Below are 16849 nucleotides of genomic sequence, written 5' to 3' on the forward strand. Positions count from 1 at the left end.
AGGGGTTGTGCATTTGATGGTAAATGAATGAGACTATTATGACTCTTTAAATTTATTTTGTAGGATCGGACTACAAAGCAAAATCGCTAAAAATATAAAAGCAAAGCCGAATAGGCTGTAAATATCTGGCAATTCTTGCCACAGTGTAAAGCCCCAAATACCGGCAAAAATAATCGCTATATAGTTCACGGGGCCAATTTGACCTGCGGGTGCAAGCTTATAGGCATTGGACATAAAAATTTGACTGATATTGGCCAAAAGTCCCGCTGTAATCAGAAAAGCTAACTCCTTTAAACTATAAGGACGCCAGAGCCAGAGCATCGGGATCATCGATATGAACGTGCCAAAAAAGCAGAAATAAAACACGATGCGTTCAGGTGGTTCAGTTGCTGTAAGGGCACGGACAGTGACAAATGCCATGGCTGCCAAGAAGCTTGCGGTTAGTCCGATGAGTGATAACTGATTGAACATTCCTGCATCGGGCTTTGCGACGAAGAGGACGCCAATCAAACCAATGACTGCGGCAATGAGCATACTCAGGGTCATTTTTTCTTTTAAAAATAACCATGCAATTAAGGGGATGAAGATCGGCGAGGAATAGGTGAAAACCATGGCATTGGAAAGTTTTAAGTGTGCGATGGCATAAAAAAAGCCATACATTGCCACCAAGCCTACGATTGAACGCCATGTATGCATCCACAGTTTTTCAGTTCTAAAAAATGTGCTGCCTTTTTGCAAAATCAGGGGTAAAAAGATCAATAAGCCAACCACATTGCGAAAAAATACGATGGTGGCATTATCTACGGTGTGAGATGCGTAGCGTATACAAACCCCCATGATGGAAAAAAGCAGCGCTGATAGCATGAGAAAGCCAATTGCTTTGGGGATATTTTGTGGTGTAGTAGTGGACATAACAAAAAGGCTAGAAAATCTGATGATATTCTAGCCTATAAGTACGCATGGTGTAGCAGAAGTCGGTTATTTTGCTTGTTGTGCTAACTGTGCTTCGAGTAATTTAATTTGTTCTTCTTTCAGTTTAATCAGCTCATCTGCATCTGAATGTTGCTGTTTTAAGCTTTGCTCCTGATCATTCAATTGTTGTTGAATGTCATCTAATTTGGCAATTTCTTCTTTGGCTAAAGAGGCATTTTCAGGTACAGCTGCATCTAAAATGTCTTCTTCGACCAATTTAAGGGTTTCAGTCTCTGCGACAGGGACTGATGCTTCAGTTTCAGATTGGACTGGGACTGCAACAGGCGGTTTAGCCGGTGCAGCGACCATTTCTTCTTGAAGCGCAGATTTATCTGCTGTACTGCTGCTTAACCATTGATATGCAAAAAAAATAGCAATCAATAACGTTAAGCCCCCAATGATTCCAACTAACAATTTTGGATTATGTCTTTGATCTTCTGTCATTGTTTGACCTTAATTTTTATTTAGGCTGACGTGGCTTAAATTGGATCACACCGATATCGTCTGGCACGGCAGGTTGTTCAGGTTGATCGACATGAGTCGGTCGATTTTCACTGTAACCACAATCAATGCATTCGATCCATTCGTCTTCGCCAGAGGTCAGCATGACAACCCGGTCCATCGCTTGGCATTTTGGACATTTTGCACCTGCAATGAAGCGTCGTTTAATGGTCATCATACTTACCTTGAATCTAACTAAGGTCCCTAGTTTAAGCGTTTTTAGATGCGTTCGTCCAACCTTGATGACGCAGCAAAGCATCTATTTTTGGCTCGCGTCCGCGGAAATTGATAAATGCGTCAAGTGCCGTATCTTTTCCGCCAACTGCTAGAATAAATTGTCTAAACGACTTGCCAGTCGAAGTATTAAAAATTCCTTCATTTTCGAATCGGTCGAAGGCATCACTTGCCAAAACCTCTGCCCATTTGTATGAATAATAGCCAGCAGCGTAACCACCTGCGAAGATATGACTGAAACCATGTTGGAAACGGTTGTACGAAGTGGTGGGTGCAACTGCATATTTTTGACGAATATCATCTAAGGTTTGTTGGATGCCTGCAGCGTCCAAAGCAGGGTTGGCCTTATGGATATTTAAGTCAAACATGGCAAATTCAATTTGACGTAAAGTTTGCATCCCAGACTGGAAGAAACGTGCATCTTGCAGTGCTTTTAGCAGATCGGCTGGTAAAGTTTGTTTTGATTCGATATGTTCACTGAGTAAATCTAAACTTTCTTGATCCCAAGTCCAAAATTCCATGAATTGACTTGGTAGCTCTACTGCATCCCACGCCACGCCATGTGTACCAGCCACAGCAATATTATCGACTTCAGTGAGCATGTGATGTAAGCCATGACCAAATTCGTGGAACAACGTCGTTACTTCATCATGGGTAAGTAAAGCAGCTTGCTCACCGACAGGTGGGGTAAAGTTGCAGACCATGTAGCAAATTGGTTTTTGCAGACCATTTTCAGTTTGCATGCGTGAACGGAAGCCGCTCATCCATGCGCCGCCACGTTTACCGCTTCGTGCATACAGGTCAAAGTAAAAACCGCCAATCACGCTGCCTTGATCTTCAAGTTCAAAATAACGTGCATCAGGATGCCAAACAGGCGCTTCACGCTCGATTACATTGATGCCATAGAGACGATTTACAATGCTGAACAAGCCTTGAATAATCTTAGGTGCAGGGAAGTAGGGCTTCAGGTCTTCTTGTGACAAATTAAACTGTTGAACTTTGAGTTTTTCTGAGTAGAAAGTGGCATCCCACGGTTGTAACTCAGTGATACCGTCTTGCGCTGCAATGGCTTTCAGTTCAGCGATTTCTTTCTCTGCTGGTACACGCGCATGTTCTGCCAGTTCAATCAGGAACTGATCTACAGTTGCCACATCGGGTGCCATTTTGCTTGCCAAGGACAATTCGGCGTAGTTGTTAAAACCAAGCAGGTTAGCCATTTCCTGACGTAGTTTCAAGATTTCTTCCATGACCGCTGTATTATCAAATTCAGCAGAGTCTGCCTGATCAGAAGCACGTGTGGTATAGGCTTTATAGAGTGCTTCACGCACTTCGCGGTCTTCTGCATAGGTCATAATGGCAATATAAGACGGGAAGTCGAGTGTGGCTACAGCCTGTTCGAGTTCGCGTTGCTGACCATATTGTTTCAGAAGTTCAATACTGCCTTGAGGTAGTCCTTTGAGCTGCGCTTCAGTTAAAGGTTTGAAGTAGGCTTGGGTGGCATCCAATACGTGATTGGAAAAGTCTGATGACAACTGTGAAAGTCGTGCAGATATTTCTGCATAGCGTTTTTTCGCTTCACCTTCTAAGGCTACGCCTGAAAGTTTAAAATCTCGTAACGCAAGTTTAATCGCGCTTTGCTGTGCTGCAGGAAGCGTGTCGAATACACTGTTGTCATGTACATGCTGATACGTTTGATACAACACTGTATGTTGACCTAGCTGCGTATAGTACTCACTCAGGCTGGGTAATAAAGATTGGTAGAGCTCTCGAGTTTCAGCATTATTCATCACGGCGTTCAGATGCGATAGCACGCCCCAAGCTTCACTCATATTATTTTCAAGGTCATCGACCTGTTCTAAAGTATTCAGTTGTTTTTGTACCGAATCTGGAACAACCGTCAGTTCATTTAGAAATTGTTGACCGTGTTGAATCGCATTTTGAATTTTTTCTTTGAGTTGATCTAAAGTGATTTGATCAAATTGAGGAACGGGCAAAGTTGCCTTTTCTAAAGTCATATTTTCTACTTCATATAAATCCTGAGTTATTTATAGATGTAGGGTTTGTTGCAGGTTAAATCAAGACTAAATCAGGAATTATTCATCTTCTGCAGAGGTCACTCAGCCTTTACTGACCTGAAGAATCAAAAAGAGCGCCGAAGCGCTCTTGATTTAAACCTTAATCCGCAGATGATTTTGCATTAGATTTTTTCTTTTTCGGTTTGGATTTTTTCTTCACTTTATCTTTAGCCTTCGCTTCAGATTTGCTTGCAGATTTTTTAGCAGGCTTTTTACCGAATGAACTGGGCTTAGATTTCGATTTTTTGCGTCGTATGGGCTGTTCTCCATCTTCAGCAGCATTGGTTTTACGCTCTGAAAAGACTTCTTCTTTGGCTGTAGGCTTTGCAACACGAGGTGCACGCGCTCGAATAGCACGACCTGCATGGCTCAATTGTTGAATCAATTCAAAGTCAATTTTGCGCTCTTCTAGATTTACACCAGCGACTTTAATTTTCACTTCATCGCCGAGACTGAAAACTTGACCGCGAGATTGACCAATTAAGCTCTGACTCGGTTGGTCATAGACGAAGAAGTCATCACCCAATTGGCTGACGTGGATCATGCCATCAACATATAAGTCTTTGAGCGTTACAAAAAGGCCAAATTCAGCAGTTGCACTGATGGTGCCGACAAACTCTTCACCCAAATGCTGCTGCATATAATGGCACTTCAACCACGTAGTGACAGAACGTGAAGCTTCATCTGCACGGCGCTCTGTCGCAGAGAAGTGTTCACCTGCATCATCCAGCGAAGCGCCAGAAATTGGGTAAGGTTTTTTCTTCAATTGTGCTTTGATGGCACGGTGAAGTAACAAGTCTGGATAACGACGGATTGGAGATGTGAAATGCGTATACGCTTCATAAGCCAAGCCAAAGTGACCTGCATTGTTCGCGCCATAATAAGCTTGCATCATTGAGCGGAGTAAAACGGCATGAATGCTTGGAGCATCAATACGGTCTTTGGTGGCATCAATCACGGCTTGATAGTCAGCTTGAGTCGGCTGTTCAGGGAATGGTAGCCCCAATAACTTCACAAAATCACGAACCTTTTGAATGCGTGAAAACTCAGGTGGCTCATGCACACGGTACAGCATTGGAATTTCATTTTTTAATGTATATTCTGCCGCTGCGACGTTTGCCAGCAACATACATTCTTCAATCAGTTTGTGTGCATCATTACGGCTACGCGGTAGGATTTCGTTAATACCGCCTAGCTCATCAAAGGTCATATAAGTTTCAACGGTTTCAAATTCCATCGCGTGGCGTTCAGCACGTAAGCCTTTCAACACTTGATACAATTGGAATAAGGTATTGACCGATTTACGTACATCACGGTCTTCAGGAATGGCTTGACTATTACCCTCAAAATATTCGGCCACTTGAGTATAGGTCAAACGAGCTTTTGAATGCATTACACCCGGATAGAACTCAAACTTAGTGACACGACCCGCGCGAGATAAGTTTAAATCACAGACCATACATAAACGGTCTACGTGTGGGTTCAAAGAACATAAACCATTCGACAGCGCCTCAGGCAACATCGGCAATACAAAATGAGGGAAGTACACCGATGTACCGCGCTCTTGAGCTTCGTCATCGAGCGGTTTACCCGGACGTACATAATGGCTGACATCGGCAATTGCCACCACAACACGATAACCACCACCCGGACGTTTTTCCGCATACACGGCATCATCGAAGTCGCGGGCATCTTCACCATCAATGGTGACAAGCGCTAAATCACGTAAGTCGACACGATCTTCACGATCTTGTTCTGATGGCTCTTTAAAGCTGTTGGCTTCTTGTTGTACCGCTTCAGGGAATTCGTAAGGTAAACCAAATTCTAAAATGGTTTGTGGAATAATAATTTCAGTGTCTGCTTTATCTGCCATCGACTGAACAATATGACCTGTCGCAAATTCTTCTTTGGTTGGGTAGCTGTCAATCGCAATACGCACAGAGTCGCCGAGTTTGACTTTGGCATGCTCGATTAATTCTTTTTCTAAAGTAATCGGTTGGTGTGCATTGGGATTTGCCGGCTGAATAAAATATTCACCTTCATATTCAGACACTTTACCGATAATTTCTTTGACACGATGCTGTAGAACTTCAGTAATAAAGCCCCATGCCTTGCCTTTACGGTCTACCGATGTTTGGCGGACTTTAACGCGGTCACCATTAAACACCTGACGCAACTCACGTTCAGGAAGTAAAAGGTCATCTTCACCGCTAATATTGGCTGTGCCTAAACCTTTTGAGTTGATATAAACCGTTGCTTCATGAGTCGGTTGCTCAGCTGCAAGCTGGAACTTAAATCCATCTTTAATCAACTGACCATCTCGAACCATCGCAATCAGACGATGACTCAGTGCATCAATACTTTTTTGATCGGCAATTTCAAAATGTTCTACAAGATCGGCATGCGACATTGCAGTTTTCAGTTGTTCAATCGTCTCTTGAATTAGAGTACGGCTTGGAATTGGATTGTCATAACGTTCGGCTTCAGCTTTTGCTTCAGGGTCGACCCAGTTTTTCATATGTATTTGGCTTCAAATCAGAAGATTAGGATTAGCATAAGTCATGCAAGCAGATACTGCACGCAATTGATTGCAATAAAGTGTTTTATGCCGATATTTTATAATGTTTAAAGCCGAAAAGTAGGGGATAGCAGCGCGTGCTGAACTAATTTTGCACTAATTTTTTGAAAATCGTTTAAAAAATATCTAATTGAGTAAAAAAATGAAAAAAATATAACGACTGTGCTTGCAGTCGTATCATGATCTTTGTATTATGGCGGCACGTTACGGTGAGATGGGTGAGTGGCTGAAACCACATCCCTGCTAAGGATGCATACGGGCAACTGTATCGAGGGTTCGAATCCCTCTCTCACCGCCACGATTTACTTATGTCGCGCTCATAGCTCAGCTGGATAGAGCACTTGGCTACGAACTAAGGGGTCGGGAGTTCGAATCTCTCTGAGCGCACCAATAAGTAAATCTGAAAACGTAGTCTTTTAAGACGACACAAGTTACGCGCTCATAGCTCAGCTGGATAGAGCACTTGGCTACGAACTAAGGGGTCGGGAGTTCGAATCTCTCTGAGCGCACCAACTTGAACAAATTACCGCACATGTTGCGGTTTTTTTGTGCTTGTGATTTATCGCTTTGATATAGCTGTCTTTTGTTTGGATTCTATTAAGCGTTCTATTTCATAAAACTACCCATCAGTAAATTTCAATTTTGCTTATCTTCTATAGATAACCCTTTTTTCAGATATTCATAGTGATGCAATTTTTTTAAATCAAAGTTTAAAAAAGAATTGAGTGAGTTAAAGCAGTGATTCAATGATGGCGATAGATTTATTATCTATCTTGAGCATTTATACGTGAGTATTGCTAAGTTTAAATTCCAAACTTGTGATGCAAAAGCCATTAAAAAAGTAAATCTAGCTGATTTTTAGCGTGTTTAAAGGGTAATTGTTTATTTGCTGTGCGTTTGGTTAAATTTATATGAAAAAGCTCTTAACAAAAAATAAAAATCACGTATAATGAGCCTCATCAAGACGTCGCGCTCATAGCTCAGCTGGATAGAGCACTTGGCTACGAACTAAGGGGTCGGGAGTTCGAATCTCTCTGAGCGCACCAACTTGATCAAGATTGAAAAAACCGCATATGTTGCGGTTTTTTTGTGTCTGAAATATAGCTAAAAACAATAAATTCAGCTCATCAATCAAGGTTCTAACTTAACTTCTGTTTAACTTTAAGTGCAAAGACCGTATTTCCGCCTAAAGCCGGCAACATGTCGTGATACGGCATACTGCGCATAGCACGAAGTAAAAACGGTGCTTTGTCATCAATCTTCATCGCACTGGTCAATTGTAATAACGACCCTTGTTGTAAGGGGCGAATATGCATGGCACCTCGGACAAACTTTAAGTCCCCACCTGTCGCGGTGTATTGATTTTGCAGTAAGTCTGGGTAGTTAAAACGCATTTTAAAATCAAAGGGAATATTGATCACGCCTAAACCCACCGAAATTTTATAGTCGGCATCCATGAGGTGCGGATTAATTTTCTGCACTTGCATATGTTTAACTTGTCTTGGAAATAAGTGCTTGAACGAAGACACATTAATCCAGCGCTGTAAGCTCGAAGGCTCTTGTGCATAATATTGAAAACTGGTGCTAAAGCGCATCAATTCATAATTTTGCCCAAAGGGAACGCGTTGCGCTGTCAAAATAAAGGACACAGGTTCTTTCGAGCTTTGACTTAATTGAGTGACCTTGTCGATTTGAGAGGCATTTAATTTGAGTTCAGGCAATTGATTTGCAGCGAGAGTTTCACTGCTAAAGGCTTTAAATCGGCGCTGTAATGATTCGAGTAAAAAACCATTGGTTCCCGCAGGAATCCCTAACTTGGCATCGGGTAAGGCATTTAATATTTTGCTAAACAAAAAACCTTTGGGCTGATTTAAATCGCCCCATTGGGTCACACTAATCAAGGTGTGTTGTGCATCGATCTCAAACCATTCAATTTTTCCTGCACCAAAGGGCACCGGTGCTTGCAGAACCAAACTATTAATGCTGTTGTGATCAATTTGGTGCTGCATCACCACGGTTTCTTTAAAGTTTAAAACTGGAATCGGCGTCGGGATGTGGATGCGATATTCAACTTGGCTGGTTGAACCTTGCTGTTGCAAAACCTCAGCAGATTTTAGTGTGGGAAATAAGCCGGCATAGTTTGGATAATTACTGAGTAATCTTGCCACATTTTTGCTGTTGGTTGGGACAACCACAGCGGCACTTTGAAATTTACCAACGACTTTTTGACCTGCTTTCATCGTGGGCAAACTAATCTGTTGTGAGGGATGCGCAAAAATCACGATGTGATCACCAGCAAGATTGGCCAAGGCTTTGGCATTGCCATTAAACAAGTCCAAACTGCTCGGGATCTGGGGTTGCCATTGAACGAATTTGGCCCAACTGGTCGATATGCTCAGTCCACTCAGAAACACTAGCATCATGATTATTTTTGTTATCTGCATGTCACATCCTGCGTATGCAATCTTTTATTTGTTGCTGTTTTTAACGTATTTCTAGGTGGAAGGGAAGTAGTGAAGTGTTACAACCGACCATTAAAAAGCATGAAGCAAGTTTGAATTGTGGTGTAGTATTTAGCGCAATTCATTTTTAAATATTCATAAGCTTATGTCTGAGAATCTACCTGCATTATCGCTGCGCTATTTTTTAAATCTAGAAGAATCACAGGATGGTTTTGCACTAGCTACTTTTGGCAAAAAGCAATTTACGCGTTTTTTAACGCCAGCCATTAGCCTTGGGATTATCATCTGGGGTTTTTACTTGGGTGTAGATGGTGTCGGTGCCTACTATGTTGGGCTGGGTGCTTTCTTTTTACTTCTTCAGGGTATCATGCGTTATTGGTTTTTACCGATGATGTTTAAACGTCAGTTTGTAAAATACCAATTAGGCAAAAGTGAACAAGGTATTGATTTATTTCAAGACTATGCAGAAATTCATGCCAATGGTCGTAAGAATGTCTTCCATTATGCTGAAGTGGCAAATTTTGCTGAAGGCAAATTGACCTATATGCTTGAACTGAAAAATAAAACCGTGATTATTGTGCCGAAAAGTGCATTTAAAGATATTGCGGACCAAGCGATTTTTACCAATACTTTTCAGCACTAAGACAATCTATTCATAACAAAAGAGGGAGTAGTATGCAGTCACGTCCATCTAAAATTGTTTGCGTCGGTCGTAGTTATGCAGATCATGCCAAAGAATTAGGCAATGCAATTCCTGACCGTCCTGTACTTTTTATGAAGCCGCCAAGTGCATTAACCGCATTAGACCAAGGCATCTCATGGAATCCTGCATGGGGCAGTTGCCACTATGAATGCGAATTAAGTTTACGTATTGATCGTCCTTTATCGGCTGAAACTGATCCACGCAAAGCCTTAGAAGCAGTCGGAGCTGTGACTTTGGGTCTTGATCTGACCTTGCGTGATCTACAAGATGACTTAAAGAAAAAAGGTCAGCCGTGGGAACGTGCCAAAGCTTATGATGGTTCTTGTATCCTTGCGGATTGGGTCGATGTCCAAGAAGTGGTTCAAGATTGGAAAAATGTGCATTATACCTTGCATGTCAATGATGAACTTCGTCAGAACGGTGATACTGCATTGCTGATTTTTGATGTGGGTACATTACTGGCCGATATTAGCCAAGTGTTTAGTCTTGAAGCGGGTGATGTGGTCATGACAGGTACGCCTGCAGGTGTCGCGGCACTACAGTCAGGTGAGCAGTTGAAAATGACCCTAAAAGGAAAAAATCAGGATTATATCTGGACAACCTTTGTCAAATAAACTGTGAACGAAATACAAAAAAGGCTGCTTAATGCAGCCTTTTTTGATTGATCTATTCAGTGCTACTTGATGGCGGTGGCTCATTGGGTTGTAAAGGACCAGTGTCTTTCCATGTTTCATAGTTGTCGGCCATATGCTGTGAGTCGGTGTCTCCCAATGCACCTGCTTTGCCATACCATTGTCGCGCTTTTTCACCATCTCGAATATCATAATGATAATAATGTGCCATTTTCATCGCCGCGTCAGCATCTTGCCCTTGTTCTGCGGCATAGCTTAAATATTCAGCTGCTTTGTCGGGTGTTGACGAAGGATGTTCAGAAAAATAATGTTGATTTCCCAAGACTTTGATCGCTTCGACATTCTTTTGTTTGGCTGCTTTTTCATACCAAATTTGCGCTTGGTGCTTATCTTGAATTAAGCCTTTTCCAGTGTCGTACATCCAACCAACGGTATATTCAGCAGCAGGATCATGAGTCTTTTTTGCAAGGTCTAGCACCCAGTGTGCAAGTAAAATATTGCCTTCTTGCTGCATCTTTCGAATCACTTGATCTGCATGTGGGTTGCCTTGATAGGCTTGAGTCATTAACCATGCGAATGCGTCCGTAGTGCCTTGATCCGCAGCAGCTTTGTACCAATGTACACTTTGTTCGATATTTTGTTCTGTGCCCGTTCCACTGAGGTATAAATCACCCACTTTCATTTGTGCGGTCGCATCGCCCGTTTGAGCGGTTTTGAGTGCAGATTTAAATTCACGCTGTTCTTTGGAACTACAAGCCGTTAAAAATACGGCAGATAAACACAGCGCTAAAATGGTTTTTTTATTCATTCGAAATGGAGTCATTATTATTCTTTGTGGATTTTTTGATCTTAGCGGATTGTTGAATCACTTTATAGAGATACTGTGGGCTAAATTTAAACTAATTTAGGGCTTTAAAGCGGATTTCCTAAACTGATCTGGGGTGCAAAGCATCCATTTTTTAAACATATTTATAAACGCTGAGGCATTGGCATAGCCAAGTTCTAAGGCAATATTTTCGACGGTTTGGCCTGCGTTGAGCATGGACATGGCTTTCATGACTTTAAGACGTTGTCGCCATTCATGCAGTGACATCCCAAGTTCTTTTTGACAATAACGCGCAAGAGTACGTTCCGTCATATTTATCCGCTGTGCCAATTGCTCAAGCGCGCTCTGATCTGCAGGATGTTGATGTAAATAATCAAGCAGTTGTTTGAGGGCAGGGTGTTCCGAATGCGGTAAATAGCTACTGACCAATTTGGCTTGATGCAGTTGATCTAAGATCACATGGAGTAAGCGTTGATATTCGGCCGTATTTTCCATGAGGTCGGCTTGTTGATGCAACAGACGCAAATGGCTGAAGATCGCGGTGACTAAGGGGGAACTGAGTAAAATCCCCGGTTGTTTCGGCAAGTGGGTACATAGTGATTCATGTACATATAAGGTTCCATGTGAAACCGCAGTACGATTTAAACCACTGTGTTCTAAGTGTGGGGGAAGCCAAATGCCATAAGGTGGAGGGGTAATATAGTCTATCTGGTTGATGTTCACTTCCATTACGCCATTAAAGGCATAGACAAATTCACCCCAAGCATGCCCGTGGACGGGATAAACAGACAGTGCAGGATCGTCACGAAAACTGATCCACAGCGTTGCTTGAATTTCATCGTTGGTGGGAAGTTGTTGCAACTGCGTATGATCTGCACGAGCTTTATGACGCATGAGAAATTTTGCCTGAATAAGAAGATCACTTGTCTACTTTGAAGTATATATTTTATTTCTGACAGTTCTATAGTGTTGCTTATCGTATTGTCGAGTAAATAGTGTGGAACAGCGTAAGGCGCTAGATGCAAAAGCTTCTGGTTTGATGATTATTTTGTGCATGATTTTAGGGATTCAACAGGTCATTTTGAAATTGGCCGCGGTTGATATTGCGCCGATCATGCAAATTGCCATCCGATCGGGTTTGGCTGCGCTGTTGGTCTTTCCACTGATTCGTCTTAAGCCGGGGACACATTTATATACTCGAGAATACTTGCTGCCGGGTATCTGGTTGGCGTTTTTATTTTCAGCCGAATTTATTTTAGTGGCAGAATCCCTGCGCTATACCTCTGCATCACATACCGTTGTCTTGCTCTATACCGCACCGATATTCGTGGCACTAGGTTTACATTGGAAGTTGCCTGAAGAAAAGCTTACAGCGATCCAATGGGTCGGTATTTTTATTGCCTTTTCAGGAATAGTACTGTCGTTTATGGGACGTGAAAGTAGTACTACAGTCAACACTCAAGCCCTGTTGGGTGATGCGATGGCATTACTTGCTGGGGTGATGTGGGCCTTGACCACCATTTCATTAAGACTCACCAAACTCTCTGATGCACCTCCGACTCAGACCTTGTTTTATCAGTTGGTTGGTGGTTGTGTATTTTTATTACCCGTGGCGTGGCTGACAGGACAAATGACTGTACATTGGACGGTGTTGTCCATCAGCAGTATGATTTTTCATGTGCTCATTATTTCATTTTTTAGCCTGATGCTTTGGTTTTGGCTGTTAAGTAAATATCTGGCCAATGGTCTGGGCGTTTTTTCATTCCTTACCCCAATCTTTGGACTGGTCTTTGGCGTATTGATCTTAAACGAAACGATTGAACTGAATTTTATCTTGGGGACGGCCTTAGTAATGGTCGGAGTGATGACGGTAACCTTGCATCGGTGGTTGTCTAAATTGATGGGACGTCAGCGCACAGCGACCTAAGATCATGTATAAATAAAAAAGGAGAGCTACGGCTCTCCTTTTTTTATTTACGCTTATTTTTCTTCAAAAATAGTCGCAAGTGGAATCGAGAGTTTGGCCGCGAGATAATCATCCGATTCGACCAGTTGCGGCCCAATTTTTTCCATCCAAACATCATCTGGATCGACGCGACCTAAATCTTGCCGTTTAGGGAGCGGATAGGGCAGCTTACTGTAAAAACTCCAAAAGTCCACTTGGGTTAAATTACGAACTAAAACATAATGATCATCATCTGTACGTTTAATCAGGTGTTGCTCTTCAAACAATAAAATATAGCTTGGCAGGCGGCCGATTTCGTCACGCCCTAAAACCTCAAGTGCTTCTTTTTCTGTCACGCTCTGACCGAGTTTTTGCTTTTTATAAAATAATTCAAGCAAATCCATCAACATAATCACAGGATGGCGTTTTTGGTCGTTGCCCGAATTGAAAGCTGTCAGTGCATAACTAATTTCTACCCCAATCAGCACGATATTCCATGAAAGGAATATCCAAAGCAGGAAAATTGGCACTGCAGCAAAAGCACCGTAAACGATTTGATAACTGGTGAAATTTGACATGACAAAGCCAAAGAGGTTTTTGAGCAGTTCAAAGACCACCGCACTAAAGACACCCGCGATCAGCGCCGCCTTAATCGGCACACTGCGGTTGGGAATCGTCCAATACAGAATGAAAAAACCTAAAATGGTCAATGAAAAAGACAAGATCCACAGCAGAAAAGCCCCATCCAGTTCATAGCCGGCAAAATTATTGCTGAGGACATTCATAGAGGCCAAGGTAGATGACACAACAAATGCGCTACCCAGTAAGATTGGGCCTAATGAGATAATAGTCCAATAGCGCATAAAGCCAATAATGCCGCCACGTGTCTCACGCACCCGCCAAATTCGGTTAAATACTGTCTCAATGCTGGTCAGCATCATAACTGTGGTAATGAATAAAAACAGTACACCAATAACAGTCAGGTTACTGGATTTATCGGTGAATGCATTCAGTGCTTTATCAAAAGCAATTGTCGTTTTCGGTAGGAAATTACTATAAATCAATTGTTGAAGCTGTTGACGAGCAGGTTCTAAAGCTTTAATTGAGGAGATGATGACCAAGAATACGGTCAACATGGGTACCACTGCAAACAAGGTGGTATAGGTTAATGATCCTGCTTGTTCACGGCAGCGATCGGCTTCAAAACGTCGAATGACAAATAAAACAAACTGAAACCATTTCTTGTCGTAAAAGGGAAGTTTTTTTAAAAATGCTTCGATCATTCGTTCAAGTCTCGAGTTATTTTAGTCATGTTTATGCAATTTTCATCACTTAGCTTAACCAAAAAATAGGAAAAATACCGTATAGTTTTCTTTTTTCATTGAATTTATAAAAATGACGCAAGCTTATGTACTAGTGCTGTATTACAGCAAATATGGTTCAACACGTGAGATGGCACATTTGATTGCCAATGGAATTGAAGCGTCGGGAATGGCGGTAAAAATACGAACCGTTCCAAATTTATCCGCTGTGGTGACTGACGTGCAGCCCGGTATTCCTGCCGAAGGCGATATTTACTGTAGCTTAGATGACTTAGCGCATTGCTCAGGTTTAGCCCTTGGTTCGCCAACACGTTTTGGTAATATGGCGTCGGAAATGAAATATTTCTGGGATCAAACCACAGCGCTTTGGCTCAATGGCGCATTACATGGCAAACCTGCCTGTGTGTTTACCAGTTCAGGTTCAATGCATGGGGGACAGGAAAGTACTTTGCTGACCATGCTGCCACCTTTGTTTCATCACGGAATGATGGTTATGGGTTTAAGTAATGCCCATCCTGCATTATCGAATACCAAAACGGGTGGTACACCTTATGGTGCAAGCCATGTCAGTGGTCCACGCCATGATCAGTTATTGAGTCAAGATGAGCGTAACTTGTGTGAAGAGCTGGGTAAACGCCTAGGCGAAGTCGTCAAAAAGTTGATTTGATACTTACTTGTTCTAGGAAGTTGCGCTAACTTTGTAGCGAACGGGCAAGAAAAGGCTTAAATATTGCACTTTTCTTGCTTTATTTACGTGTGACGTCTTTTTATTTATGTCGTTGTATACCGACCAAAATATAAAAATAAATCTGTCGAACTATTCCTGAAATATTAAAAATAAATGATATCAACAATATATTGAAAGTTTTTAAATACAGCCTGCTCAGTGATGGTTTCGAGTCGAATATTGCTCTCTCTTTGGGCGCGTTATTTTTATTTTTTGATTACATGATTTGTATTTAAATTTCTTCTTAGGGGTGTGATGTCTATTATTAATTTTATAATGACTTTCTTATGTTCCGTATTGGTTGCATCTTCCTTGTGTACGGCAATGCCAGTTTATACATTATGGATTTCCCGCAAGAGAAAAAGCCGAAGAAAAAGAATTTTTAGCGAAACAAGATCAAGTTAAAGTGGACTCAAAATAATTAACTGATGTTTCAAAATAATTGATTCGCCATGGTTTTCGAATAGCATTTCAATAGACTAGAAATACATATTAGAAAAACAATAACCTATAAAAAAAGAGCGCTGATGCGCTCTTTTTTTATATCCAAATTAGTCTTGATCCGAAGTCTTTGCAGCGTCTTCAGGCTGTTGCTCAACTTCAAAGCGCTGTTTGCAATCTAAACATTGGTAGTCGAGAAAAATATTTTGATCGACGATCACGCCGGCTTTTTTACCAAAACGGTGTCCGAGGAAACCGCCTGTGATACCGACGCTAATTGCACCAACAAAAGTCCCGATGGTTCCGCCCATAATCACGCCAAGTGGGCCAGCAGTCACGCCACCAATCGCAGCACCAATAGATGCGCCAGATGCCGCACCACCGACAGTCCCTGCAGCAGTTCCTGCACCACTGAGTAAGACACCACCAATTTTTTGTAAGTTTTGTTCATGGTTACGCTTTTCAATATGGGTTGATCCACATTTTGGACATTTAACTGTCGATTCCATGTTTTGATCTTCTGTATTCATAACTTTCCATAGCCTTAAAAAATAAAGTGGCCGAATTTATGGTGCAGCATAATGTAATTTGACAGATGAGTAGTTGACCCATTCGATCAAATGCAACGATTTTCCTGAATTTTATCGAGTTTTGCACACAGATGTTTTGTCAGCTTGTAACTAAGGCGTTAAAAAGTGCGCTTTATGTCACCTTAATGGCAAATTTTTAGCAAAAAAAAAGAACACCTGATGTGTTCTTTTTTTCTTTTGAACGCAAACTAGTCACGAACAAATTCAACTGTACCATTCGCCAGCGATTTCACACGTGCCAATGATTCAACGCGATAACCTTTTTCAAGCAAAATATCACGACCAGGTTGGAATGATTTTTCAATCACGATACCGATACCCAATACTTCAGCACTTGCTTGATGAATAAGATCTGCAAGACCTAAAGCCGCTTGACCATTGGCCAAAAAGTCATCAATCACTAAAACTTTATCTTCAGCATTGATGTGCTTTTTAGAAATCGCGATCGTGCTTTCAGTTTGTTTGGTAAAAGAAAACACTTTTGAGCGATACAAATCATCTTTTAAGGTCAAAGATTGATATTTACGTGCAAAAATCACAGGAACACCAAGTTCAAGACCAGCCATTACTGCAGGTGCAATACCTGATGCTTCAATCGTAATGATTTTTGTGATGCCAGCATCTTTAAAAAGACGGGCAAATTCTTGACCAATTTGTTGCATCATCACAGGGTCAATTTGGTGGTTCAGGAAAGAATCGACTTTCAGAACTTCTTCAGAGAGAACGATACCTTCAGCTAAGATTTTCTGTTCCAGAGCGTGCACGGGAGAATCCTCGAGGGGCAGGTGCTTTTTAAAGCAAAAGCGTATTTTAAAAAGCACCGTGAAAAATGCAAGCGAAA

At 41.8% G+C, this 16849-nt stretch carries 15 protein-coding genes and 4 tRNA genes; 8 read left to right on the plus strand and 11 right to left on the minus strand.

Annotated features, from left to right (window positions below; translation table 11 throughout):
• Positions 1-36: 36 nt before the first annotated feature.
• The 5 genes from FTU80_RS07220 to rnr form a co-directional block, all read right to left on the minus strand.
• Positions 37-912: a DMT family transporter gene (locus FTU80_RS07220; RefSeq protein ID WP_180084617.1), complete on the minus strand. Its 876-nt coding sequence runs from the start codon at positions 910-912 to the stop codon at positions 37-39.
• Positions 913-978: 66 nt separating this feature from the next.
• On the minus strand, positions 979-1416 hold the full coding sequence (locus tag FTU80_RS07225) for a hypothetical protein (protein ID WP_078192446.1): 438 nt from the start codon (positions 1414-1416) through the stop codon (positions 979-981).
• Between the two features lie 16 nt (positions 1417-1432).
• Positions 1433-1642 carry a YheV family putative zinc ribbon protein gene (locus FTU80_RS07230; protein WP_171256675.1) on the minus strand — a complete coding sequence of 70 codons (210 nt, stop codon included), beginning with the start codon at positions 1640-1642 and terminating at the stop codon, positions 1433-1435.
• A 40-nt stretch (positions 1643-1682) separates the two neighbouring features.
• Positions 1683-3722, minus strand: coding sequence for a M3 family metallopeptidase (locus tag FTU80_RS07235; RefSeq protein ID WP_180084618.1), 2040 nt, complete (start codon positions 3720-3722; stop codon positions 1683-1685).
• A gap of 160 nt (positions 3723-3882) precedes the next feature.
• Complete coding sequence (rnr, locus tag FTU80_RS07240; protein ID WP_180084619.1) at positions 3883-6300, minus strand: ribonuclease R; 2418 nt, start codon at positions 6298-6300, stop codon at positions 3883-3885.
• A 268-nt stretch (positions 6301-6568) separates the two neighbouring features.
• On the opposite strand from rnr, the gene FTU80_RS07245 reads away from it, so the two are divergent.
• The 4 genes from FTU80_RS07245 to FTU80_RS07260 all read left to right on the plus strand — a co-directional run bounded on the left by FTU80_RS07245 (position 6569) and on the right by FTU80_RS07260 (position 7406).
• Positions 6569-6658 (plus strand) — tRNA-Ser (locus FTU80_RS07245).
• A gap of 15 nt (positions 6659-6673) precedes the next feature.
• A tRNA-Arg gene (locus FTU80_RS07250) sits at positions 6674-6750 on the plus strand.
• A gap of 45 nt (positions 6751-6795) precedes the next feature.
• Positions 6796-6872: transfer RNA gene (locus tag FTU80_RS07255), tRNA-Arg, on the plus strand.
• Positions 6873-7329: 457 nt separating this feature from the next.
• Positions 7330-7406 (plus strand) — tRNA-Arg (locus tag FTU80_RS07260).
• A gap of 93 nt (positions 7407-7499) precedes the next feature.
• Here the strand turns inward: FTU80_RS07260 and FTU80_RS07265 are convergent.
• On the minus strand, positions 7500-8783 hold the full coding sequence (locus tag FTU80_RS07265) for an SRPBCC family protein (protein WP_257221454.1): 1284 nt from the start codon (positions 8781-8783) through the stop codon (positions 7500-7502).
• Positions 8784-8967: 184 nt separating this feature from the next.
• On the opposite strand from FTU80_RS07265, the gene FTU80_RS07270 reads away from it, so the two are divergent.
• The gene (locus tag FTU80_RS07270; RefSeq protein WP_180084621.1) at positions 8968-9465 is read left to right on the plus strand and encodes a YcxB family protein; all 498 of its coding nucleotides are present in this window, start codon (positions 8968-8970) and stop codon (positions 9463-9465) included.
• Positions 9466-9473: 8 nt separating this feature from the next.
• Positions 9474-10139 carry a fumarylacetoacetate hydrolase family protein gene (locus FTU80_RS07275; RefSeq protein ID WP_267967533.1) on the plus strand — a complete coding sequence of 222 codons (666 nt, stop codon included), beginning with the start codon at positions 9474-9476 and terminating at the stop codon, positions 10137-10139.
• A gap of 52 nt (positions 10140-10191) precedes the next feature.
• Here the strand turns inward: FTU80_RS07275 and FTU80_RS07280 are convergent, their stop codons facing one another.
• Together FTU80_RS07280 and FTU80_RS07285 are read right to left on the minus strand one after the other, a co-directional pair.
• Positions 10192-10980 carry a tetratricopeptide repeat protein gene (locus FTU80_RS07280; protein ID WP_180084623.1) on the minus strand — a complete coding sequence of 263 codons (789 nt, stop codon included), beginning with the start codon at positions 10978-10980 and terminating at the stop codon, positions 10192-10194.
• Positions 10981-11061: 81 nt separating this feature from the next.
• Positions 11062-11877 (minus strand): helix-turn-helix domain-containing protein, encoded by an 816-nt coding sequence (locus tag FTU80_RS07285; protein ID WP_180084624.1) that lies wholly within the window; start codon positions 11875-11877, stop codon positions 11062-11064.
• Between the two features lie 103 nt (positions 11878-11980).
• Here FTU80_RS07285 and FTU80_RS07290 point away from each other — a divergent pair, with 103 nt between their 5' ends.
• On the plus strand, positions 11981-12910 hold the full coding sequence (locus FTU80_RS07290; protein ID WP_180084625.1) for a DMT family transporter: 930 nt from the start codon (positions 11981-11983) through the stop codon (positions 12908-12910).
• A gap of 53 nt (positions 12911-12963) precedes the next feature.
• On the opposite strand, the gene FTU80_RS07295 is transcribed toward FTU80_RS07290, so the two are convergent.
• Positions 12964-14211, minus strand: coding sequence for a YihY family inner membrane protein (locus FTU80_RS07295; RefSeq protein ID WP_078192438.1), 1248 nt, complete (start codon positions 14209-14211; stop codon positions 12964-12966).
• 112 nt (positions 14212-14323) lie between these two features.
• Between FTU80_RS07295 and wrbA the strand changes: the two genes are divergently transcribed.
• Positions 14324-14917, plus strand: coding sequence for an NAD(P)H:quinone oxidoreductase (gene wrbA / locus FTU80_RS07300; RefSeq protein ID WP_180084626.1), 594 nt, complete (start codon positions 14324-14326; stop codon positions 14915-14917).
• Between the two features lie 611 nt (positions 14918-15528).
• On the opposite strand, the gene FTU80_RS07305 is transcribed toward wrbA, so the two are convergent.
• Positions 15529-15927, minus strand: a complete 399-nt coding sequence (locus FTU80_RS07305) for a hypothetical protein (protein ID WP_143221668.1) — start codon at positions 15925-15927, stop codon at positions 15529-15531.
• A gap of 269 nt (positions 15928-16196) precedes the next feature.
• Positions 16197-16772 (minus strand): xanthine phosphoribosyltransferase, encoded by a 576-nt coding sequence (locus FTU80_RS07310; RefSeq protein ID WP_078189246.1) that lies wholly within the window; start codon positions 16770-16772, stop codon positions 16197-16199.
• Between the last annotated feature and the right edge of the window lie 77 nt (positions 16773-16849).

It is taken from the genome of Acinetobacter sp. YH12145 (assembly GCF_013418335.1).
In the GTDB taxonomy this organism is placed as follows: domain Bacteria; phylum Pseudomonadota; class Gammaproteobacteria; order Pseudomonadales; family Moraxellaceae; genus Acinetobacter; species Acinetobacter amyesii.